Source organism: Gordonia sp. NB41Y (assembly GCF_030718915.1).
Lineage (GTDB): Bacteria > Actinomycetota > Actinomycetes > Mycobacteriales > Mycobacteriaceae > Gordonia > Gordonia desulfuricans.
Genome location: NZ_CP132196.1, coordinates 1,611,836 through 1,634,205, shown reverse-complemented (window position 1 = coordinate 1,634,205; position 22,370 = coordinate 1,611,836). Strand labels below are relative to the sequence as shown.

The following is a 22,370-nucleotide window of genomic DNA, read 5'->3' as shown; positions in this document are numbered from 1 at the left end:
CGGGTCAGGCATCGGCTGCATGTGACATAGTCTGCCGGACAAGTGATTCCACCAACAGTTGCATCACATGGTCGTCGGCGGTGCTCAGGTAGATCAGCGTCACAGAGATCAGGGTGCCGATCAGCACCGGTGCGATCTCCGAGGTCGGCTGGGTCCAGCGCACCCCGGCGTGCTGGGCGGCGGCGTCGAGTCCCTTGGCGGCCACCGCATACAGGTTCTCGTACATCCGCTGGCCGTACCGCTGCAACTCGGGATGATTGTGCGCATAGATACCGAGCGAGATGGTCGCCTGCAGACGGCCGGGATCGGCCTTCAGCATCGACAGGAAGGCCTGCAGCTGGCGCCGCATGTTGGCCTCCATCACCTCCAGATCGGCGCCCTCGTCGAGATCTCCGGTGGGCAGGATCGCGGCCAGCATCTGATCGATGTCACTGGGGACCGCGGTCTCCATCACCGCACCGAGCAGGGCGGTGCGGGACTCGAACGCATAATGGAAACTCGCGAGCGGCATATCGGCGTGCGCGCAGATCCGCCGGGTGGTCGCACCCTCGACCCCGTGGTCGGCGATCACGCGGTAAGCCGATTCGACCAGCGCCGCGCGCCTCTCGGTGACAGACATCCGGGCCAACGAACACCACTTCCGACGGCATGCGTACCGGCACATGCGCGAGAACAGGTTGCAGCCGCAGATGCTACCAACAAGGCGCCACCGGTGGTCGCGGTCGACGCTGCGGCATCCGGTTGCCGACCACCCGCTGCGCCGACCGTTACCCTGAATCCCGTGACCGCATCCATCGAGAAGTCCGCCGCCGCGATCGTCGGTCGCGCGGTCAGCACCGTCGGTGGACTGGGCCTGCGGGCAGCCGGTGCGACGGTCGACACCCTCGCCGGTGCCGGTCTTCCCGCCGCCCGCGCGCTCGGCGCCGACGCCGAATCGATCTGGCACTACGTGTCCGGCTCCCCGAACCTCGAGGGCGTCACCTTCAGCAACCCCGAGGCCCCGTCACCACGGGTGTCCGGGGAGTTCAAGGTGGCGATCGACATGGCCCGGCGTCCCGGCCGTCCCACTCGCACCATCCGGGTCGACACCCCCGCCCTGGCCGCCGACGTCGAACCCCGTGCCCTTGCGGCGACCTGGTTCGGCCACGCGTCGGTCCTCGTCGAACTCGACGGCCTACGCATCCTCACCGACCCCGTGTTCGGCCGGCGGTGCTCGCCGACGCAGACGGTCGGCCCCGCACGGCTGCATCCCTGCCCGGTGACCGTCGCCGACCTGCCGCCACTCGACGTGGTCCTGATCAGTCACGATCACTACGACCACCTCGAGATGGACACCGTCGCGCGGATCGCCGCCACCCAGCCCGGCGCGATGTTCGTGGTCCCGCTGGGTGTGGCCGCGCACCTGGTGTCGTGGGGCGTGCCGCCCGAGCGCATCCGGCAGGCCGACTGGTGGGGCACCGTCGAGATCACCGGCGCCGGCGGCACCACCGTGGACTTCACGTGCGGTCCCGCCCGGCACTTCTCCGGCCGCGCCTTGCAGCGTGACCTCACCCAGTGGGCCAGCTGGGCGGTCGTCGGCCCCACCCACCGCGTCTTCTTCTCCGGCGACACCGGTTACACCGAGCGGTTCGCCGACCTCGGTTCGCGGCTGGGCCCCTTCGATCTGACACTCATCGCCGTCGGTGCCTACGATCCCGTCTGGCCCGACGTCCACATCGACCCCGAGGAGGCAGTCGCGGTGCATCGGATGGTGTCCGGTCCGGCTGGGACCGACGCAGTGATGATCCCGATCCACTGGGGGACGTTCTCCCTGGCACGGCACCCGTGGGCGGAGCCGATCACCCGGCTGCTGCCGACCGCAGGCCGCAACGCGACCACCGTGATGGTCCCGCAACCCGGCGGCACCATCGACCTGACACATCGTGTCGGCACCGGTCTGACCGACCCGCAGTGGTGGGAAGCCTCGGCGTGAGCGAGATGATCGACGAGCAGGCCCAGACCCGCGGCCTGAGCTCGCAGGAGGTCGCCGACCGTGTGGCCGCCGGGCAGGTCAACTCCATGCCCGACCGGTCCGGACGCAGCGTCCGCGACATCGTCCGGTCCAACGTGTTCACCCGGATCAACGCGATCCTCGGTGTGCTGTTCGTCATCGTGGCATCCACCGGATCGCTGATCAACGGCCTGTTCGGCCTGCTGATCGTGGCCAACAGTGGGATCGGCATCATCCAGGAGATCCGCGCCAAACGCACTCTCGACCGGCTGGCCATCGTCGGCCAGACCCGGCCCAAGGTGCGCCGCAACGGCACCGTCGGCGAGGTCCCGCCCGACGAGGTGGTCCTCGACGACATCATCGAGATCGGCGCCGGCGACCAGGTCGTCGTCGACGGCGAGGTGGTCGAGTCGTATGTGCTCGACGTCGACGAGTCGCTGCTCACCGGCGAGGCCGACGCCATCGACAAGGCCCCCGGCGACAAGATCCTCTCCGGCAGCTTCGTCGTCAGCGGGTCCGGTGCGTACCGGGCCACCAAGGTCGGCGCCGACGCCTATGCCGCGCAGCTCGCCGCCGAGGCCTCCAAGTTCACGCTGGTCTCCTCCGAACTGCGGTCGGGTATCGACCAGATCCTCAAGGTGATCACCTGGCTGCTCATCCCGGCCGGTGTCCTCACCATCGTCAACCAGCTGTTCATCAGTCAGAACGGCATCAAGCAGTCGCTGCTCGGCATGGTTGCCGCGCTGGTCCCGATGGTCCCCGAGGGGCTCGTGCTGATGACCTCGATCGCGTTCGCGGTGGGCGTCGTCCGGCTCGGTCAGCGGCAGTGTCTGGTGAACGAACTGCCCGCGATCGAAGGTCTGGCGCGGGTCAACGTGGTGTGTGCGGACAAGACCGGCACGCTCACCGAGAACGGTATGCGTCTGACCGAGGTGGAGCCGGTCGAGGCCGCCGGCCCGCCGGCCGGGGTGACCGCCGAGCAGGCACTGGCCGCGCTCGCCGCCCACGACCGCAGCCCCAACGCCAGCGTGCTGGCACTGGCCGAGGCCTACCCCGACGCACCCGACTGGACCGTCACCGCACTCGAACCGTTCACCTCCGCCAAGAAGTGGAGCGGGATGTCGTTCGCCGACGCGACCGGCGCCGACACGGGCAACTGGATTCTCGGCGCCCCCGACGTCCTGCTCGATCCCGACAGCGAACCCGCCCGCCGGGCCTCCGATCTCGGTGCCGCGGGCCTGCGCATCCTGCTGTTGGGCTGTACCGACGTGCCGGTGAACACCGAACCGGCCGCCGGCGCCAACACACCCGGCACGCTCACCCCCGTCGCCCTGGTGGTGCTCGAACAGCGGGTGCGCGACGACGCCCGTTCCACCCTCGACTACTTCGCCACCCAGCACGTCGACGTCAAGGTGATCTCCGGCGACAACGCCCGCTCGGTGGGGGCGGTCGCCCAGTCCCTCGGGCTCGGTTCCCCGGACACCTCGGTGGATGCCCGCGAACTGCCCACCGACATCGACCGGCTCGCCGACGCCGTCGAGGACGGCGTCACCTTCGGCCGGGTACGCCCCGACCAGAAGCGGGCGATGGTGGCCGCCCTGCAGTCCCGCGGCAACACCGTCGCGATGACCGGCGACGGCGTCAACGACGTCCTGGCCCTCAAGGACGCCGACATCGGCGTCGCGATGGGTTCGGGCTCGTCGGCCGCCCGGTCGGTGGCGCAGATCGTGTTGCTGGACAACAAGTTCGCCACCCTGCCGTATGTGGTGGGCGAGGGCCGGCGCGTCATCGGCAACATCGAACGCGTCTCCAACCTGTTCCTCACCAAGACCGTGTACGCGGTGTTGCTGGCCCTGTTCGTCGGCATCGCCGGTGTGGCGGCCAAGATCTTCGGTTTCGACTCGCTGAGCTACCCGTTCCAGCCGATCCACGTCACCATCTCGGCATGGTTCACCATCGGTATCCCGGCGTTCGTCCTGTCGCTGGCCCCGAACAACGAGCGGGCCCGCAGCGGATTCGTCAAACGTGTTCTGACGCAGGCCGTCCCGAACGGGATCATCGTCGGGATGGCGGCCTTCGTGACCTATGTGATCATCAACCCCGGCGGTGCCGGCGTCAGCCTCGGCGGCGACTCGGTGGACCTGCCGCCCGAGCAGACCCAGGCGGCCACCGCCACGCTGATCTGTCTGATCGCGGTGGCGCTGTATGTGCTGATGGTGGTGGCGCGGCCGTACAACTGGTGGAAGGTGGTGCTGATGGTGATCTCGGTGCTCGCCTACGTGATCATCTTCAGCTGGCCGTGGACGCAGGAGATGTTCAAGCTCGACTCGTCCAACTGGCAGATGAACTCGGTGGCCTTCATCGCGGCCGCGATCGGCATCGTGTGTGTGGAGATCGTGTCACGGGTGCTGCCCCGGATCGTCGGCACCGATTCCGACGACGCCGATGGCACCGCCGGCGAGCTCGTCCACGACTAGACTCGGGGCCGCACCCGGGCGGCCCGGTACGTGGCCACGACGATTCCTGCACGACGATTTCACCGATGACGATCGAGGAGACGACTCTGATGGACCTCAAGGGACTGGTCGACAAGGCCAAGGAGACGCTGCGCAAGAACCCGAGCCTGATCGAGAAGGGCGGCGACGCCATCGACAAGGCGACCGGCGGCAAGTACGCCGCGCAGGTCGACAAGGCCCAGGACGCCGCCCGCAAGGCGGTCGGAGCAGAGGGCCAGCAGCCCGCGGCCCAGCCCGAGCCCAAGCCGGAGTAGTCTCCGCCCATCCGGCAGATGATCACCGGCCGGCCCGCGGATGTCGGCGATATGCCGACACCGTCGGGTCGTCGGTGATCCAGTAACGCCACGCGTTCTCGGCTGCATGGCGCACGCCCACCCGGGGTCCGGTGCTCACCGGGAGACCTCCCGGCGGGCCGTCGCACAGCCAGACGTCGCCGTCGGAACCGAACAGATCGGTGCCCAGGTCGGCTGTGGTGATCCCGGCCGCCCGCGCCAGATTGCCCGGTCCCCGGGCCAGCGCCGCCACCTGCGGCGCGCCCCCGCGTACCGCAGCCCGACACTCCCGGGCCGTCGCCACCCCGTCGATCACCTCGCCGGCGCGCAGCAACACCGCCGACGCCTGCCCGTCGACCCCGGTCACCACATTGGCGCAGTGATGGCCGTGGATTCGGTACACATACAGCCGGCCGGGCGGGCCGTACATGATGGCCGAGCGCGGGGTGCGCCGAAAGGCGTGGGAGGCCGGGTCCAGTGGGCCGGCATAGGCCTCGACCTCGGTGATCCGGAGGGTCACCCCGTGCGACATCAGTTGGGCGCCGAGCAGCAGTCGCGCGGCGACGTGGACGTCGAGACCCGCACCGATTGCGGACACTCGCTGTGAGATCACCGATCCCACCGGTTAGGCTTCGTCACCATGGCCAAGACGAGCGACTCCATCGAGGTTGAGCTGTCACCGGAGGATACCTGGTCGGCGGCGACGGACCTCGCCCGATTCTCGGAGTGGCTGGTCCTGCACGACGGCTGGCGCAGCCCGGTGCCCGGGCCGGCCGAGCTCAGTGCCGGGACCAAGGTGTCGTCGGTGGTCAAGGTCAAGGGCACCCGAGTGCGGTTCGACTGGGTCATCGACACCTACGTCGACGGCAAGCAGGTCCGCCTCAAGGGGTCCGGCAAGGGTGGGGTGAAGGCGAAGCTCGACCTCGCGATCGCACCGGTCGCGGCGGGGTCGATGGTCACCTTCACCGTCGACCTCGGCGGACTCCCGTTGATGGGGCCCGTCGGGAAGGCGGCAGCGATGGCGGTATCGGGGGATCTGCACAGGTCGCTGGTCACCTTCCGTGAGCTCTTCGGCTGAATTACCCAGGGGGAAGTGAACAATGGGGCGTCACAGCTCTGATTCCGGCGAGTCCGGACCGATTCGGCCGCGCCGTGACGACACGGGCGACACCGGGCGTAACCGTGCGTCGGATACTGGTCGTAACCGTGCGGCCGACACCGGCCGCAACCGTGCGTCGGACACCGGGCGCAATCGTGCGTCCGACACCGGGCGCAACGCTGCGGCCGGGACATCGTCGACCGGTCAGTTCGGTTTCGACCATCGCGAATCCGGGTCATCACATCGGGGCGCGTGGCTGTGGGGTCTCGGCGCACTGGTGATCGTGGCGGCCCTCGTCGCCGGGATCGTGATCTGGAAGACCGTCGGTTCCGACGGGTGCGGCGACCGGACATCGGTGAATGTGGCCGCCGACCCCACCATCGCCTCGGCACTCGGTGACGCGGCGGGGCAGGTCTCGTCGCACACCTGCTACGACTACAAGGTCACCTCGGTGGCCGGCGCCGACGCACCGGGCCTGCTGACCAGTGGCGACGCCGGCCCCGATCTGTGGGTGCCGGACTCGCAGCTGCAGGCGCGTCGGGTGACCACCCAGGTGCGCCATGAGCTCGACCTGGTCTCGGAGTCCCTCGCATCCACCCCCACCGTCGTGGTCGGCAAGGAACTGCCGGAGCTGACCAGCTGGGTGCAGGTGATGAAGCTGCCGGATCTGCGGACCGGCAGCCCCGTCGACACCAGCACCGGCGACGCCCCGATCGTGGGTGCACTCGCCGAGGTCGACGCGGGCAAGCTCACCGAGAAGCAACTCGTCGAGGCGATGTCGGTGCTCGCGATCCAGCAGAACAATGCGCGCCTGGCCAACGACAACGAGGGCACGCGGCTCAACCTGGCCAACACCTCGACGGTGCCGGTGGTGACCACCGAGCAGCAGTACATCATGTTCATGCGCACCCACCAGGGGTCGCAGCTGAAGTTCGCGATCCCCGCCGACGGCACCGTGATGCTCGACTACCCGCTGGTGAACACCGCGGGCACGGCCCGTCACACGACCGCCGACGAGGCGGGCAAGGCACTCGCCGACGCCCTCGCCGGTTCGGATGGAGATCGGTTGGGGCAGGCCGGTTTCCGCAAGCCGGGCGGCGACCCGTATCCGGGTGACCATCCCTACGGGACGGGGCAGCCGGTCAAGGTGCTCACCCTCAAGGACCCCGATCAGGTCGACAAGGCGCTGCGGCAGTGGCAGGTCCTCGGTGTACCGATCCGCACCCTCGTCGTCCAGGACACCTCCGGGTCGATGGAGGCCACCGTCGGGTCGTCGACGCGGGCGCAGTTGCTCATCGACGCGTCGCTGACCGGGTTGAAGATGTTCCCGAACAACGCGATGGTCGGCGGCTGGGCGTTCTCGATCGACCGTGGGCCGAACGGTGAGGACTGGACCGAACTGAGTCCGATCCGTCGTCTCGACGCCACGGCGGCCGGTGGGGGAACCCACCGGGAGGAACTGGTCGCAGCGGTCCGCAAGGGCCTCTCGCCCGCGGAGCTGGGCGGGTCCACCGGGCTCTACGACACCACCCTTGCCGCGTTCAAGGAGGTGCAGGACACCTACGACCCGAACTACTCCAACAGCGTCATCATCATGACCGACGGCGAGAACGAGGATCCCGACAGCATCTCCCTCGACGGGTTGCTCGCCGAACTCCAGAAGCGGCAGGACCCGGCCCGTCCGGTGCTGATCCTGACGATCGGGATCTCCGAGGACACCGACACCGAGGCGCTCAAGCAGATCGCCGAGGCCACCGGTGGCACCACCTACGTCGCCAAGACCGCGACCGACATCGGCTCGGTGTTCGTCAACGCCATCCAGGCCCGGGTGGAGGCCGCCGGCCGCTGACGTTCGCGGAGTCCCCGGCGGAGTTCGCCGCCGGAGAGTTTTCTGGGGATCCCCTATGAACCTCGGCGTTGGGATAGGCGAATCGCGGGGGTTTTGTCCACAATGGGGAACCATGACCAAGAACATCCGGACCGCGGTCCGTAAAGATGATCTGCGGTCGGTGACGCGAACCGGGTCGGTGGTGGCCGCCGTCGCCGCCATCGGCCTGGCCACCGCGGCCTGCGGATCCGACGACGCGTCGGCCGCCGACGAGACCACCGCATCGACCACGTCGGCGACGGCGTCGGCCGACACCTCCGCCGCCGCGGGAACCTCCGACGAGTACAAGAACGGCACCTACACCGCCGTCGGCCACTACCAGTCGCCCGGCGGTCAGCAGCAGATCGGTGTGACGGTGACGTTGTCGAACTCGACGATCACCGCACTCGAACTCGACCGGAGTCAGACCAAGGGCACCTCGGCGCAGTTCCAGGAGAAGTTCGCGAGCGGCATCGACGCGCTGGTCGTCGGGAAGAACATCGACGACCTCGACGTCTCCAAGGTCGCCGGGTCGTCGCTGACCTCGGGCGGCTTCAACGATGCCATCACCCAGATCAAGACCGACGCCCTCGCCTGACGTCGACTGGCGGTTCGAGGCGATCGGCACCGTCTGGGAGATCACCACCGACGCCCCGCTGTCCGACGCCGCCCGCGCCGAGGTGCGCGCCGAGATCGACCGGATCGACCGGGTGTGGTCGCGGTTCCGCGACGACTCGATGGTCGCCGAGATGGCGCGTACACCGGGCCGGTATCCGGTGGCCGCCTCGGACGCGGCGCTCCTCGACTGGTATCGCCGGCTCTACGAGATCACCGCGGGTGCGGTGACCCCGTTGGTCGGCGCCACCCTCGCCGACGCCGGATACGATGCGCAGTACTCGCTCACCCCGGAGTCGACGATCGCCCCGGTACCCGCCTGGGACGACGTGATCGAGTGGCGGCCGGGGGATGTCGCCGGCGCCGCCGGGGAACTGGTGGTGCGTCATCCGGTTCTGCTCGACATCGGTGCCGCCGGAAAGGGTTTCGTCGTCGATCGGGTGGCCGCCGTCGTCGCCGCACACACCGGCGGTCCCCATGTCGTCGACGCCGGTGGAGACATGGTGATCTCCGCCCGGGAACATCCGGTGCGCATCGCCCTGGAGCATCCCGGGGATCCGCGCAGGGCGATCGGCGTCGTCGAACTGTCCGGCGGGGCGGTGTGCGCCTCGGCACCCAACCGGCGTGCCTGGGCCGACTGGCATCACATCGTCGATCCGCATACCGGTAGGCCCACCCGAGAGGTCTTGGCCACCTGGGTGTTCGCCGACGAGACGACGACCGGCCCGGCGATGACCGCCGACGGGCTGGCCACCGCACTGTTCTTCACCCCGGCGACCGCACTGCAGGCGCGTCTCGGTGCGCCGCAACCGAACCGTCGTCCGGGCGCCACACCCACCGACATCACCTGGACCGCGCTCGAGAAGTCCGGCGGCACCACCGCTTTCGGGCATGTGATCATTCACCACAGCGGCGTCGTCGAGCACACCGCGATCCCTGGATTGGAGTTGTTCCTGTGACCGGATTGCTGCCTCGGTGGTCGGCCCGTCCACGTTGGCTCACCATGCACCGGGCGGTGCTCGGTGCGCTGATCGTCCTGACCGTGATCGCCCTGCTCGTCGCCGCCTTCGACGACGAGTTCGCGTATCGTCCTGGCGCACTGTTGCTCTCGCTGGTGTTGTCGTTGGTCACCTCGGCGGTGGTGAGTTGGGTGTGCTCGGCCGTCGTCCGGGTACCGCCGGGCGCCGATTCGTGGGCGATCACCGCGCTGATCCTGTTCTTCCTGATGCCGGGGGTCACCGACGCCGCATCGGGATGGTCGATGGTGATCGCCGCCGGCACCGCCGCCCTGAGCAAGTATGTCCTGGCATGGCGGCGCCGGCTGGTGCTCAATCCGGCGGTGGTCGGCGCACTCGTCACCTATGCGCTCGCCTATGCCGGGGTGGAAGTGGCCGGGGCAGTGGTCAGCTCACCGGTCTGGTGGATCGCCGCGGAACCGCTGTTCTGGCCGATGCTGATCATCGGCGTGCTGCTGGTGAGCGTGCTGCGCGAGTGGTGGACGGTCGGCATCTTCGTGATCGCGACCCTCGCCACGGTGGGAGTGCTGCAGCTGACCGAGGGTGGCCAGGACCTGCAGTTCGTGTTCGTCTCCGCCCCGACGATGTTCCTCGCGGCGATCATGCTGCCGGAACCGTTGACCTCCCCGAGTACCCGGGTACACCGGGCGATCTACGCGATCATCGTCGCGGTCCTGGCGAACTGGCAACAAGTCTTCGAGATCACCGATTCCTACACTCTCGAGTTCGTCCCGCAGATCGCCCTCGGCGTGGGCTGCGTGTACGCCTTCGTCGTCCGGCTGATCACCCAGCGAGGTGCCGGCCGGGTGACCTTCGATGTCGAGATCGACGAGATCGCCGCCGGTACCCACCGGATTCGGGCACGCTCGGCGCAGCCGGTGGCGTTCCGGCCGGGCCAGTGGGCCACGCTCAGTGCCCCACAATGGTCGGCGCCGCTGTGGCATCGGACCCGACGGGTGTTCTCCTTCGCGGCGGCTCCCGGCGAGAACCCGACCGAGTTCGCCTTCACCGTCGGCGGTTCGGAGGTGTCGGCGTTCAAACGTGACCTGATCCACCGTGGCGGACGACTCCTCCTCGACGACATCGGCGGCGACTTCGTCGCACCCCGTCACCCGGGCGCCCACCCGGTCGTGCTGCTCGCCGGCGGGATCGGGATCACCCCGTTCCGTGCTATGGTCCGCCAGTTCACCGGCGATGCCGGGCAACGGGACCTGGCGTGGCTCACCGTCATCCACGTGATCCGGGAACAGGAACGTTCGGTGTTCGACGACGACCTCGATGCCGTCCGTGCCGCCGGCGGCCGCGTGGAGGTGGTGGTGGCCGACGACGGCGCCCTGCCCGCCGATCTGCCGTTCACCCGCGACGGGGCCCACTACTACATTTCGGGGAGTCCCGAGTTCGTGCACGCGACCTCGGCAAGGGCACGTTCGGCCGATCCGGCCGTGCGCCTGCGGTTCTGGCGGCTACACACCGACAGCTTCCTGGGATACTGACGCCGGCTGCGGCCACCCTCAGTGGTCGAGCCGATAGTTCGTGGTGAGGGATTGGTGGTGAGCCGGCCCGTCGCGAGAGCAGGATTGGTGGTTGAGCCGGTTCTTCGCGATAGCGAAGCACCGTGTCGAAACCTCTGTCGGCCGACCTCGGATCCGGCCGACCTCGAATCCAGCCGACCTCGGATCCGGTCGTGCCCAGGGGCACGCGTCCTGGTGGTCACTCGTCTTGGGCCATGCGGTGCAGCACCGACAGCACCCGTTCCATGACCGGGGTCCGGCGGCCCGCGAGGTGCGCGGCGACCAGATCGATCGACGTCGCCGGGAGCAGCGCGGCGTAGTGGACGCCGGCCAGGTCGAGGGCGGAGGTCGGTTCGGGAACCACCGCGACCCCGAGCCCGGCGGCCACCAGCGTGACGAGCGTCGACGTCTCCGACACCTCATGTCGCACTCGCGGGACCTGCCCGGCGTCGGCCCACATCTGGGCGACCACCGTGTTCATCACCGACCTGCCGTGCCCGGCGTGGGCGATCACGTCGTCGTCGACGAGGTCTTCCACCGACAACACCGTCCGGCCGGCGAGGGGATGTCGGTCGGGGAGGGCGACGATCAGACGGTCGCGGCGCACGGGTTCGACGACGAGCACCTCTCCCTTCACCGGTGGACGGAGCAGTGCGAGGTCGATCTGTCCGGTCTCCAGTGCGGTCAGCTGATCCGGTGCGAGCATCTCGCCGCGGACGCTCACCTCGACGCCCGACAGCTCGTCGCGCAGGGTTCGGACGAGCCGGGGGAGCAGCGAGTACGTCGCCGACCCCACGCAGCCGATCGTCAGATGTCCTTCGAGGCCTTCGGCCACCCGCCTGGCCTGGGCGCCGGCGGCGTCGACCGCCTCGAGGATCTCCACCACGCGCGGGAGGTAGGTGGCGCCGGCCGGGGTCAGCTCGACGCGACGGGTGGAGCGGGTCAGAAGTGCCACGCCGAGCTCGTCCTCGAGCTGACGGATCTGCTGGGACAGCGGCGGCTGGGCGATATGCAGACGCTGGGCGGCGCGTCCGAAGTGCAGTTCCTCGGCCACTGCCCGGAAATATCGCAGGTGACGCAGCTCCATGTCGCGAGCCTACCCGGTTGATACTCTAGAGATATCAATAGCGTCCAAATCGATACTTCTCAATATGAGAGCTGGCTCATACCCTCGATGTATGGCTACCGGAACCGACATCGTCATCTGTTCACCACTCCGTACCCCGGTCGGTCGGATGGGTGGGGTGCTGGCATCGCAGACCGTCACCGACCTCGCGACCACGCTGCTGCGTGAACTCGCCTCGCGGACCGGACTCGGCGAGGGCGATGTCGACGACGTGATCCTCGGCCAGGGCTACGCCAACGGGGAGTCGCCGGCGATCGGCCGGATGGCCGCCCTCGACGCCGGACTCGGCGTGGGCGTTCCCGGCATGCAGGTGGATCGCCGGTGCGGCTCGGGCCTGCAGGCCGTCCTCAGCGGCGCCGCCCAGGTCGCCTCCGGCGGAGCATCGCTGGTGATCGCCGGCGGCGCCGAGTCGATGTCGAACGTCGAGCACTACGCGCTGGGCCTGCGCACCGGCATCCGGCAGGGCGGCGTCGAACTCATGGATCGACTCGACCGCGGTCGCCTGACCGCCGGCGGGTCGTCGCATCCGATCCCCGGTGGGATGATCGAGACCGCCGAGAACCTGCGTGCCCGTTATCATCTCGGCCGCGCTGAGCAGGACGAGTTCGCCGTGGAGTCGCATCGTCGGGCGATCGCCGCACAGGACGCCGGGAAGTTCGACGACGAGATCGTGCCGGTCACCATCCCCGGCCGCCGCGGCAAGCCCGATGTGGTGGTCGAGCGCGACGAGCATCCGCGGGCCGACGCCTCCGTCGAGGGACTGTCCAAGCTGCGCGCGATCCGCGCCAAGATCGACCCCGACTCCACCGTCACCGCCGGCAACGCCTCCGGGCAGAACGACGGCGCGGCGATGTGCGTGGTCACCACCCGCGCCGAGGCCGAACGCCGCGGCCTCACCCCGCTGCTCGCGCTGAAGTCGTGGGCCGTGACCGGTTGCGCGCCCGAGGAAATGGGCATCGGACCGGTCGGTGCCACCGCCGCCGCCCTGCAGCGCGCCGACCTGACCCTCGACGAGATCGACCTCATCGAACTCAACGAGGCCTTCGCCGCCCAGGTCCTCGCCGTCCTCGCCGAGTGGAAGATCGACGCCGGCGACGAACGCCTGAATCCCAACGGTTCCGGAATCTCGCTGGGGCACCCGATCGGTGCCACCGGCGCCCGCATCCTCGCCACCGCTGCCCACGAGGCGCGTCGACGGGAATCGAGGTACGTCCTGGAGACCATGTGCATCGGCGGCGGCCAGGGCCTCGCCGCGATCTTCGAGGCGATCCGATGAGCGCCGTCGAGGTGGCCGCCCACATCAGCGGCCGCGAGGACGGGCCCGTCGTGGTGCTGTCGAACTCGCTGGGCTCCGACCACCGCATGTGGGATGAGCAGATCGCCGAGCTGGACAAGCACTTCCGCGTCGTCCGCTACGACACCCGCGGTCACGGCGCCTCGCCGGTACCGGCCGGGCCGTACAGCATCGACGACCTCGCCGACGACGTCATCGCCCTGCTCGACCGGCTCGGTGTGGCCAAGGCGCACATCGTCGGACTGTCGCTCGGCGGTATGACGGCGATGCGACTGGCGGTCCGCAACCCCGAGCGCGTCGACCGGGTGGTGCTGTTCTGTACCTCACCGCACATGCCGCCCGCCGACGCCTGGAAGGACCGGGCCGGCGGCGTCCGTTCCGACGGGACCGCGTCGATTGCCGAAAGCGTTGTCAGCCGCTGGTTCTCGCCCGGATACCTCGCCGACCCGGCCAACCGGGCCGCCGTCGAGCACTACCAGTCGATGGTCGCCGCCACCCCCGACGAGGGCTACGCCGGATGCTGTGAGGCCATCGCCGGGATGGACCAGCGCGCCGAGATCGGTGCGATCACCGCCCCGACGCTGGCCGTCGCCGGCGCCGACGACCCGGCCACCCCGCCCGCCACACTCGCGAGCATCGTCGAATCCATCGCAGGCGCAAGCCTTCTCGTCGTCGACGATGCGGCGCACCTCGCGCCCGCCGAACAACCCGCCACCATCACCCCCGCCATCATCGAACACCTGGAGCAGTCATGAGCATCGACAAGGTCTTCGGATCGGCCGCCGAGGCCGTCGCCGACATCCCCGACGGATCCAGCCTTGCCGTCGGAGGATTCGGACTCTCGGGAATCCCGAAGTTCCTGATCGACGCCCTGCTCGCCCAGGGCGCCAAGAACCTCACCATCGTGTCCAACAACTGCGGTGTCGACGGTGCCGGTCTGGGCCTGTTGCTCGAGGCCCGCCGCATCGACAAGGTGATCGCCTCCTACATCGGCGAGAACAAGGAATTCGGCCGCCAGTTCCTCTCCGGCGAGGTCACCGTCGAACTCACCCCGCAGGGCACCCTCGCCGAGCGGATGCGCGCCGGCGGCAGCGGGATCGGGGCATTCTTCACCCCCACCGGTGTCGGCACCCTCGTCGCCGAGGGCGGCCTGCCCTGGCGCTACAACGCCGACGGTTCGGTGGCCTTGTCCAGCCCGGCCAAGGAGGTCCGCACCTTCCACGGCACCGAGATGGTGCTCGAGGAGTCGATCGTCACCGACTATGCGCTGATCCGGGCGGCCGTCGCCGACAAGGCCGGAAACTGCTGCTTCCACGCCGCCGCACGCAACTTCAACCCGCCCGCCGGCATGTCGGGCCGCACCACCATCGTCGAGGCCGAGAAGGTCGTCGAGGTCGGCGAACTGGGCCCCGACCAGATCCATCTGCCGGGCATCTTCGTCAAGCGTGTCGTCGCACTCACCCCGGACCAGGCCGCCGACAAGGGAATCGAGCACCGCACCATCCGGCAGCGTCCGGAAGCCGCGGGCGCACCCGCCTGAGCGCCGCCACCCCAACCTTTCCCACCCGAGGAGAACCATCATGAGCTGGAGCCGCACCGAGATGGCCGGCCGCGCCGCACGCGAACTGCGCGCCGGTGACTACGTCAATCTGGGCATCGGCCTGCCCACCCTGATCCCCGATGAGTTGCCAGACGACTCGGGGATCATGCTGCACGCCGAGAACGGCATCCTCGGCGTGGGCCCGTTCCCGTACGACGAGGACGTCGACCCCGATCTGATCAACGCCGGCAAGCAGACCGTGTCGGTGCTGCCCGGCGCCAGCTACTTCGACTCCGCCACCAGCTTCGCCATGATCCGCGGCGGCCACGTCGACGTCGCCGTCCTCGGTGGCATGCAGGTCTCTGCCGGTGGTGACCTCGCCAACTGGATGGTGCCCGGGGCGATGGTCAAGGGCATCGGCGGCGCGATGGATCTGGTCAACGGTGCCGGACAGGTGATCGTGCTGATGGAGCACGTCACCAAGAAGGGTGCACCCAAGCTGGTCGCCGAATGCTCGCTGCCGCTGACCGGCCGGCACGTGGTGTCCCGGGTGATCACCGACCTCGGTGTCTTCGATGTCACCGGAAGCGGATTCGACATCGTCGAATACGCGCCAGGTGTCGACTTCGCCGAGGTCGAGGCCAAGACCGGTGCCCCGGTGGTCGACAAGACAGGCATCGCCGCCTGACTCGTGTTGTGCTCAACCGTCGTGTGACAGGTGACTCCCGGCTGTGGGTTGCGGGGATTTCGACTCGGGTCCTCGCGATGCTCGGTCCCGGCTCAATCATCGAAGGTAGTTTGGGCTCAATGAGACGCTGTCCGTTGGTGGTTGAGCCGACGAGGAGCGTAGCGACGAGGCGTGTCGAAACCTCTGTCGGCCGAATTCGGTGGCGTGACCACCTCGGAGGTGGTCGCTTCCTGACGTCGGGTTGCGGGGATTTCGACACGGGTCCTCGCGATGCTCGGTCCCGGCTCAATCATCAACTGGTGGTCGGTGGTTGATCCTGCGGTGGTCGCTTTCTGGCGTCGGGTTGCGGGGATTTCGACTCGGGTCCTCGCGATGCTCGGTCCTGGCTCAATCATCGAAGGTAGTCTGGCTCAATCAGCCACTGTCCGTTGGTGGTTGAGCCGACGAGGAGCGTAGCGACGAGGCGTGTCGAAACCTCTGTCGGCCGAATTCGGTGACGTGACCACCTCGGAGGTGGTTGCTTCCTGACGTCGGGTTGCGGGGATTTCGACTCGGGTCCTCGCGATGCTCGGTCCCGGCTCAATCATCAACTGGTGGTTGGTGGTTGGTGGTTGAGCCGACGAGGAGCGTAGCGACGAGGCGTGTCGAAACCTCTGTCGGCCGAATTCGGTGACGTGACCACCTCGGAGGTGGTCGCTTCCTGACGTCGGGTTGCGGGGATTTCGACTCGGGTCCTCGCGATGCTCGGTCCCGGCTCAATCATCGAAGGAAGTCCGGCTCAATCATCGAAGGTAGTCCGGCTCAATCATCGAAGGAAGCTGGGCTCAATGAGCGACTGTCCGTTGGTGGTTGAGTCATCAACTCCTCCGCAATTCGACCCGGCCCGTCATCTCCGTGACGCTGCGAGTTCGGCCCGCGACCGGACGCCGAGCTTGGCGTAGATCCGGGTGAGGTGGTACTGCACCGTCTTCGGGGAGATGTACAGCTGGGCGGCGACCTCTCGGTTCGACAGACCCTGGGCCACAAGTGTTGCCACCGCATCTTCCTGCGGGGTGAGGTCGACGATGTCGCGATCGGTGCGGGCGGTGTGCAGCCCGCCGGCCTTGATCTCCCGATCGCAGCGCTCCACATAGGTGGTCGCGCCCAGCGACAGGTAGATCTCGCGGGCGGTGCTCATCACCGCATCGGCGGCGCGGCGCTTCCCGGCGCGACGCAGCGTCTGGCCGTAGGCGAAGTTCACCCGGGCCAGGTCGTGTCGTAGCGGGGAGCCGTCGAGGAAATCCAGGGCGGCGACAAATGAGCGCTGCGCGGCATGGATGTCACCCTCGGCGCCCAGCAGCCTGCCCCGCGCATAGGCCAATCGTGCACGGGCAGGGAGATGTCCACGCTGCTCGGCGATCACCTCGTGTGGGGTGAGCAATGCATCGGCGGCCTCGAGCTGTCCGTCGATGACCAGTGCATTGGCGAGGATGTCCACCCACGTCCACCAGCCGGGCTCGACCAGCGCCGGGGTGCTCTGCGCCAACAGCCGCACCGGTTCCAGCATCCGGATCACCTTGCCGTAGTCGGCCTGAGCCTCGGCCAGCTGCGCCCGCGCCAGCAAGGTGGGGACCCGCATGATCTCGTAGTCGCCGATGGGGCCGGCGGCCTCGGCCACATCCGACTCGGCCGCATCCCAGTCGCCACGCAGTGCATGGATCTGCGTCGCCGTGTAGTTCAGCAGGGGAGTGGTGAGGTCGATACCGCTGTCATGCGCCAGGCGTCGCCCCCGTTCGGTGATCTGCAATGCCTGATCCCACTCGCCGGTGAGGAACTGTACCCGTGCCAGCCACGCCATCGCCCACAGCGAGATCCGGTTGGAGCCACCGAGGTTGGCCATCGCCACCGCGGATTCCAGGCTGCTGCGGGCTGCGGTGACATCACCGGTGCCCAGTTGCAGCCAGCCCCGGCCCATCGTGACCCGCTGCGCCTGCGCCCCGGCCCGGACCCGCTCGGCCAGTTCGTCATACGAGGCGAAGGCGAGGTCCGGCCGACCCGACCACGCCTGCCCCAGACCCCGAATGCTGGCGGCCTCGATTCCCGCCGACGACGAGTCCCCGGCCATGGCGATCGACCGTTCTGCCCAGGTGACGAGTTCGGCTCCCTGACATCGCACCAGATGGTGCAGCACATATCGTTGCGCGATCACCGCGGCCACCTCCGGTTCGCGATCCCGGTTGACGATCGCCCAGGCACGATCCAGGCGCACCTGCGCCTCGGTGGACCGGCCGCGCAGGATCGCCAGATAGGCCAGGGTGACACTGCGCATCGCGGTCTCACGCAGGCTCTCGACGGTCGGGACCAGGGCGGCCGCACCGACGCAGTCGCCTGCCGCGAGCCGTGCATCGACGGCCCGGATGATGCGTTGTTCGCGCAGTAGGGGATCGGCGGTGAGCCGCCCGGACTGGGAGAACAGTTCTGCGGCCTGCGCCCACGCCCCGTCACCGCCGCGCTCGTAGGCGAGAAGGTCGAGCTGATCGGCGAGATCGGCGTCCGGGGTGGGGGTGGCCGCCACCAGATGTCGCAACCTCACGATCGGATCGTCGACGAGTTCGGCGGCACGCCGGTGCATCTCACCGACCCGGGCGATCCCCATCACCTCGAGCACGGCAGCACCGATCAGGGCATCGGCCGGCCGGGGCTGCAGGTCGGCGGGGGTGAGCGCCGCCGGTGCGACGACGAGCTCCGTCGCCCGGGCGTCGTCGAGCGCCCCCAGCACGTCGTCGACGTCGGCGAGTCGTACTGCGAGAGCGAAGGACTCGGGATCGTCGACCACGACGATCGCCTCGATCAGGGTGCGGGCGGGTGTCGGGCACGCCTCGAGTGTCGAGGCCACCTGTGCCACCACCCGACGTGGGGCGGGCAACGTCATCTCCGACCGTGCCCACTGATGGGGCGGTACCTCGTCGAGCAGGGCGATGACGTCGCGGGGATTGCCTCCGGTGTGCCGGGTCAGACGGGTGATGACCGCCGGATGCACCACGCGCCCACGCCGGGTCGCCATCTCGGCCACCGCATCGCGATCGAGACCGTCGAGCCGCAGGACATCGGCGAGCAGGGCCTCGATGGCCGGCGTCTGGCGGGTCACCGCCAGGACGGTGAACACCGGGTCGGCGGTGTCACCATGGGAGCGTGTCTCGAGCACGCCGGGATCGAGGGTGTCGGCGTCGTCGATCACCCGGATCGGCAGCGACAACTCGCCGGCCCGGTGGACGAGCCGGCGCAGCAGCGTGCTCTTCCCGATCCCGGGCGCCCCGACCACCACGAGTGGGGCCGCGACGGGAGGGACCGCGCCGCCCGGATGTGCGGCGCGGTCGAGGATCTCCGCGACCTCCCGATCGCGACCGACACAGCCGGCCTCGATGATCACCCGGTCAATCCTAGGTGCGCGCACCCCCGTCCACCGGAGGTGGCGCACATCGGGGGCGGCTATCCGAGATCCCCGCCCGCGACCGGCAGCACCGTGCCGGTGATGTAGGACGCCTCCTCCGAGGCCAGGAAGCAGATCGCGGCCGCCTGCTCGTCGAGAGTTCCGTACCGCTTCAGCAGCGACGACGAGACGGTCTGCTCGATATGTGCATCGAACCACTGCTGGGTGGTGGGGTCGGTGGGCGTGGGTGTGCCCCGCGAGATCCGGCGCGGCGGCGCCTCGGTGCCGCCGGGTGCGGTGGCCACCACACGGATACCGTGATCGGCGTACTCCATCGCCAGCGATGCGGTGATCGCGTTGATCCCGCCCTTGGCCGCCGAATACGGAATCCGGTGGATGCCGCGCGTGGCCGCCGACGAGACGTTGACGATCACACCCGACCCGTGCTCGACCATCGACGGCAGCACCGCCCGGCAGGCGTAGAGCGTGGTCATCAGCGACCGGTCGATCTCGGCGCGGATCTCGGTGTCGGAGAACTCCACGAACGGTTTGAAGTTGATCGCCCCGCCCACATTGTTGACCAGTACGTCCACCCGGCCGAAGCGTTCGATCGCGGTGGCGACCACCGACGCCGCACCCTCATAGGTCTCGAGATCGGCGAGGACGGCGGCTGCCCGGCCACCGTCGACGGCCAGCGAATCCACCAGATCGCGAACCAGTTCGGAGCGGTCGGCGCACACGACGGCACCACCTTCGGCGGCGATCCGGCGGGCCGTCTGCTCACCGATGCCCTGCGCCGCACCGGTCACCACCACCACCTTGCCGGCGAACCGGCCGGGCGTGACGAACCGCGGCCGGCGATGGGCCATCTCGTCGGCCATCGCCCGGCGCATGGTCTGCTTGGACCGGTCGGCATGTGCCGAGATCAGCCCCCGGGCGGCGTCGCGATCGCCGGAGGCGAAGGCGGTCACGATGTCGAGGTGATCCTGCGCGCACAGCGGATGACACCATGTGGCATTGCGCAACACCTCGCCCATCCGGCCCTTCACCCCGAGTGCCTGGTAGGCGTCGAGCAGATGCTCGTTGCCGGTGAGGGTGAACAGATAGTCGTGGAAGGCCGCGTTGGTCTCGGTGTATTCGGCGGCGTCGACGAAGTGATCGTTGTCGACGTAGGGCACGGTGGCCTCGGCGAGCAGCCGGTATCCGGCGAGCTGACCACTGGTCAGCCGGCCGAAGGTCAGTTCCAGCGCACCGAGTTCCAGGGCGGCCCGCGCCTCGAACAGTGCGTCGGACTCGTGGACGCCGGGATGCTCCTCACCGATCACATATCCCTGTGCGGTGACCGTGGGTTCGCCGATCTCCGGCACGGCATCCGGTTCGGCCGGCCGGGTGGCCACCGGATCGGGTGCATGACCGGCGTGCGCAGGTGGTTCGGCCGCAACGGATTCGGCATCCGGGATCCCCGATGGGGTTGTGGCCACGAACATCTCCTGACCGGCGATCGCCCGGCCGTCGCCGACCGGCAACAGCGAACCGCCGGCGTCGACACCCGAGGTTGCCGAACCTGCGGTCGGCCACACCTGCTGGCCGGCGATGCTGCCGATCCCGGTGTCGGCGGCGGTGTGTCGCTCACCGGTCCACGCCGACAACACATTCGGTGCCAGGATCTGCTGACCCGCGATCGCTCGACCGTCACCGGTCTCGAGGAGTTCGTCGGCGAGAGCGGGGGCGACGGCACTCGCCGGTGCGGTCTCCGGTGTCTCGCCGGCCTGCGCTGCGGCGCCGGCCGGTACGGCGAGGGCGAATTTCTCGTAGTAGAAACCCACCGGTTCGATACCGGCGTCGACGACGTGGCGGCGCACCGACTCCACCATCGGCGGCGGACCGCACAGATAGAGTGCGACGTCGCCGTCGTAGAGATGGCGCGGTTCGATCAGGCTCATCACGTAGCCCTTGTTGACCGCGGCGCTGTCCGGGTCGGACACACAGTGATCCCAGGTGAAACCGGGCAGTTCGCGGGCGAAGTACTCGATCTCGTCGAGCGCTACCAGGTCGGTGTCGGTGGACACGCCGTAGATCAGATGCGCCTTACGGGGGCTCTTGTCGGTGTGCAGTGAGCGCAGCATCGACAGGATCGGTGCCAGCCCGGTGCCGCCGGCCAACAGCAGCACCGGACGTGACGACTCCCGCAGGAAGAACGAGCCGTGCGGGCCGGTGAAGCCGATGGTCTCGCCGCGGCGGGCGCGGTCGGTGAGGTAGGTCGACATCGCGCCGCCCGGGGTCAGCTTGATCAGGAAGACCAGCCGCTCCTCGTGCGGGCCGTTGGCGAACGAGTAGGAGCGGCGCAGCATCTCGCCCGATCCGTCGTCGGTGCCGGGGACCGCGAAGTTGACGTACTGGCCGGGCAGGAAGGCGAGGTCGGCGCGGTTGGCGATCTCGATCTCGAGCCGCATGGTCGACTCCGACAACCGGTCGAGACCGACGACGGTACCGGTGAACTCGCCGGCCGCGGTCTTGGCGATGTCGGAGGTCGCCGCGATCTGCAGCACCAGATCCGATTGCGGTTTCATACAGCACGGCAAGGCGTAACCGGCGGCGCTCTCGTCCTCGGAGAGGGCGTCGTCGATGTAGATCCCGCCGTCGTACTCGCCGGACTCACAGAACGCCTTGCACGTTCCGCAGGCGCCGTCACGGCAGTCGAGCGGGATGTTGATGCGCTGCCGGTAGGACGCGTCGGCGACGGTCTGGTCTTCGCGGCAGGTGATGAAGCGGGTCACGCCGTCCTCGAAGGCGAGTGCGACCTGATGTGTCGGCGCGGCCGCGGGCGATGCCGCCCGGGCGCCGGTTTCGGTGGTGGCGGTCATGTCGGGTCCGCCTCTCAGAAGTGGTAGACATCCACCACGTGGTGGATGTAGTCGTTCTTGAGCACCACGGTCTTGCGCCGGATCAGCGGTGACGGTCCGGAGAAGTCGATCGTGTAGAACGAGGTGCCGTAGTACGGGTCGACGGTGTTGTAGCGGAAATACATGGTGTGCCAGTTGAATCGGATGTCGACGAGGTCTCCGCGACGCTCGATCACCTCGACGTTGGTGATGTTGTGGCTGGTGCGCGGCTCGGGGATCGACGTCGCCGACGACCGTTCGGTGCGGATGCGGAAGACCCGGTCCTCCAGACCGCCCTTGTTGGCGTAGTAGATCAGCGAGATGTCGCGCTGCGGGTTCTCGACGAGGCGGTCGTCGTCGGTCCAGGCCGGCATCCAGTAGACGACGTCGTCGGCGTAGCAGTCCAGCCACTTCTCGAACTCGCGGTCGTCGAGGTGGCGGGCCTCGCGGTAGAGGAACTGCTCGATCATGTTCTGGGTGATCAGCGTGGTCCCGGTGGGTGTGTCGGTGGCGGGGGTGTTCTCGGTGGTGGTCATGATGGTGTC

At 68.7% G+C, this 22,370-nt stretch carries 18 protein-coding genes; 12 read left to right on the top strand and 6 right to left on the bottom strand.

The window, feature by feature from the left end; translation table 11 throughout:
• Window positions 1-4: 4 nt before the first annotated feature.
• Window positions 5-619 carry a TetR family transcriptional regulator gene (locus Q9K23_RS07010; protein ID WP_053778182.1) on the bottom strand — a complete coding sequence of 205 codons (615 nt, stop codon included), beginning with the start codon at window positions 617-619 and terminating at the stop codon, window positions 5-7.
• A 162-nt stretch (window positions 620-781) separates the two neighbouring features.
• On the opposite strand from Q9K23_RS07010, the gene Q9K23_RS07005 reads away from it, so the two are divergent.
• The 3 genes from Q9K23_RS07005 to Q9K23_RS06995 all read left to right on the top strand — a co-directional run bounded on the left by Q9K23_RS07005 (window position 782) and on the right by Q9K23_RS06995 (window position 4,760).
• Window positions 782-1,972, top strand: coding sequence for an MBL fold metallo-hydrolase (locus Q9K23_RS07005; RefSeq protein WP_053778181.1), 1,191 nt, complete (start codon window positions 782-784; stop codon window positions 1,970-1,972).
• Window positions 1,973-1,977: 5 nt separating this feature from the next.
• The gene (locus tag Q9K23_RS07000; protein ID WP_053778214.1) at window positions 1,978-4,467 is read left to right on the top strand and encodes an HAD-IC family P-type ATPase; all 2,490 of its coding nucleotides are present in this window, start codon (window positions 1,978-1,980) and stop codon (window positions 4,465-4,467) included.
• A gap of 89 nt (window positions 4,468-4,556) precedes the next feature.
• Window positions 4,557-4,760, top strand: coding sequence for an antitoxin (locus Q9K23_RS06995; RefSeq protein ID WP_053778213.1), 204 nt, complete (start codon window positions 4,557-4,559; stop codon window positions 4,758-4,760).
• A 22-nt stretch (window positions 4,761-4,782) separates the two neighbouring features.
• Here Q9K23_RS06995 and Q9K23_RS06990 read toward each other — a convergent pair whose 3' ends face one another.
• Window positions 4,783-5,388 (bottom strand): DNA-3-methyladenine glycosylase, encoded by a 606-nt coding sequence (locus Q9K23_RS06990; protein WP_053778212.1) that lies wholly within the window; start codon window positions 5,386-5,388, stop codon window positions 4,783-4,785.
• A 30-nt stretch (window positions 5,389-5,418) separates the two neighbouring features.
• Here Q9K23_RS06990 and Q9K23_RS06985 point away from each other — a divergent pair, with 30 nt between their 5' ends.
• From Q9K23_RS06985 to Q9K23_RS06965, 5 genes are all read left to right on the top strand, one after another.
• A complete protein-coding gene (locus tag Q9K23_RS06985) occupies window positions 5,419-5,856 on the top strand; it encodes an SRPBCC family protein (RefSeq protein WP_020791933.1) in 438 nt (145 codons plus the stop codon).
• A gap of 22 nt (window positions 5,857-5,878) precedes the next feature.
• Window positions 5,879-7,726, top strand: coding sequence for a VWA domain-containing protein (locus Q9K23_RS06980; protein WP_020791934.1), 1,848 nt, complete (start codon window positions 5,879-5,881; stop codon window positions 7,724-7,726).
• A 112-nt stretch (window positions 7,727-7,838) separates the two neighbouring features.
• Window positions 7,839-8,342, top strand: a complete 504-nt coding sequence (locus Q9K23_RS06975; protein ID WP_053778180.1) for an FMN-binding protein — start codon at window positions 7,839-7,841, stop codon at window positions 8,340-8,342.
• Window positions 8,305-9,318 (top strand): FAD:protein FMN transferase, encoded by a 1,014-nt coding sequence (locus Q9K23_RS06970; protein WP_020793714.1) that lies wholly within the window; start codon window positions 8,305-8,307, stop codon window positions 9,316-9,318. Before Q9K23_RS06975 ends, Q9K23_RS06970 begins: the two co-directional genes overlap by 38 nt.
• A 44-nt stretch (window positions 9,319-9,362) precedes the next feature.
• Complete coding sequence (locus tag Q9K23_RS06965; RefSeq protein WP_053778211.1) at window positions 9,363-10,868, top strand: oxidoreductase; 1,506 nt, start codon at window positions 9,363-9,365, stop codon at window positions 10,866-10,868.
• 217 nt (window positions 10,869-11,085) lie between these two features.
• On the opposite strand, the gene Q9K23_RS06960 is transcribed toward Q9K23_RS06965, so the two are convergent.
• Complete coding sequence (locus Q9K23_RS06960; RefSeq protein ID WP_053778179.1) at window positions 11,086-11,973, bottom strand: LysR substrate-binding domain-containing protein; 888 nt, start codon at window positions 11,971-11,973, stop codon at window positions 11,086-11,088.
• Window positions 11,974-12,064: 91 nt separating this feature from the next.
• Between Q9K23_RS06960 and Q9K23_RS06955 the strand changes: the two genes are divergently transcribed.
• The 4 genes from Q9K23_RS06955 to Q9K23_RS06940 are packed head-to-tail and all read left to right on the top strand — an operon-like array spanning window position 12,065 to window position 15,534.
• On the top strand, window positions 12,065-13,288 hold the full coding sequence (locus Q9K23_RS06955) for an acetyl-CoA C-acetyltransferase (protein WP_053778178.1): 1,224 nt from the start codon (window positions 12,065-12,067) through the stop codon (window positions 13,286-13,288).
• Entirely contained in the window at window positions 13,285-14,061 is a 777-nt protein-coding gene (pcaD, locus tag Q9K23_RS06950; protein ID WP_053778177.1) for a 3-oxoadipate enol-lactonase, read from the top strand. Before Q9K23_RS06955 ends, pcaD begins: the two co-directional genes overlap by 4 nt.
• Window positions 14,058-14,846, top strand: a complete 789-nt coding sequence (locus Q9K23_RS06945; RefSeq protein ID WP_020792268.1) for a CoA transferase subunit A — start codon at window positions 14,058-14,060, stop codon at window positions 14,844-14,846. Before pcaD ends, Q9K23_RS06945 begins: the two co-directional genes overlap by 4 nt.
• A 40-nt stretch (window positions 14,847-14,886) precedes the next feature.
• Complete coding sequence (locus Q9K23_RS06940) at window positions 14,887-15,534, top strand: 3-oxoacid CoA-transferase subunit B (RefSeq protein ID WP_020792261.1); 648 nt, start codon at window positions 14,887-14,889, stop codon at window positions 15,532-15,534.
• Window positions 15,535-16,420: 886 nt separating this feature from the next.
• Here the strand turns inward: Q9K23_RS06940 and Q9K23_RS06935 are convergent.
• The 3 genes from Q9K23_RS06935 to benB are packed head-to-tail and all read right to left on the bottom strand — an operon-like array spanning window position 16,421 to window position 22,361.
• Window positions 16,421-18,943: a LuxR family transcriptional regulator gene (locus tag Q9K23_RS06935; protein WP_053778176.1), complete on the bottom strand. Its 2,523-nt coding sequence runs from the start codon at window positions 18,941-18,943 to the stop codon at window positions 16,421-16,423.
• A gap of 59 nt (window positions 18,944-19,002) precedes the next feature.
• On the bottom strand, window positions 19,003-21,807 hold the full coding sequence (gene benC / locus Q9K23_RS06930; RefSeq protein ID WP_053778175.1) for a benzoate 1,2-dioxygenase electron transfer component BenC: 2,805 nt from the start codon (window positions 21,805-21,807) through the stop codon (window positions 19,003-19,005).
• Window positions 21,808-21,821: 14 nt separating this feature from the next.
• Window positions 21,822-22,361: a benzoate 1,2-dioxygenase small subunit gene (gene benB / locus Q9K23_RS06925; protein WP_053778174.1), complete on the bottom strand. Its 540-nt coding sequence runs from the start codon at window positions 22,359-22,361 to the stop codon at window positions 21,822-21,824.
• Between the last annotated feature and the right edge of the window lie 9 nt (window positions 22,362-22,370).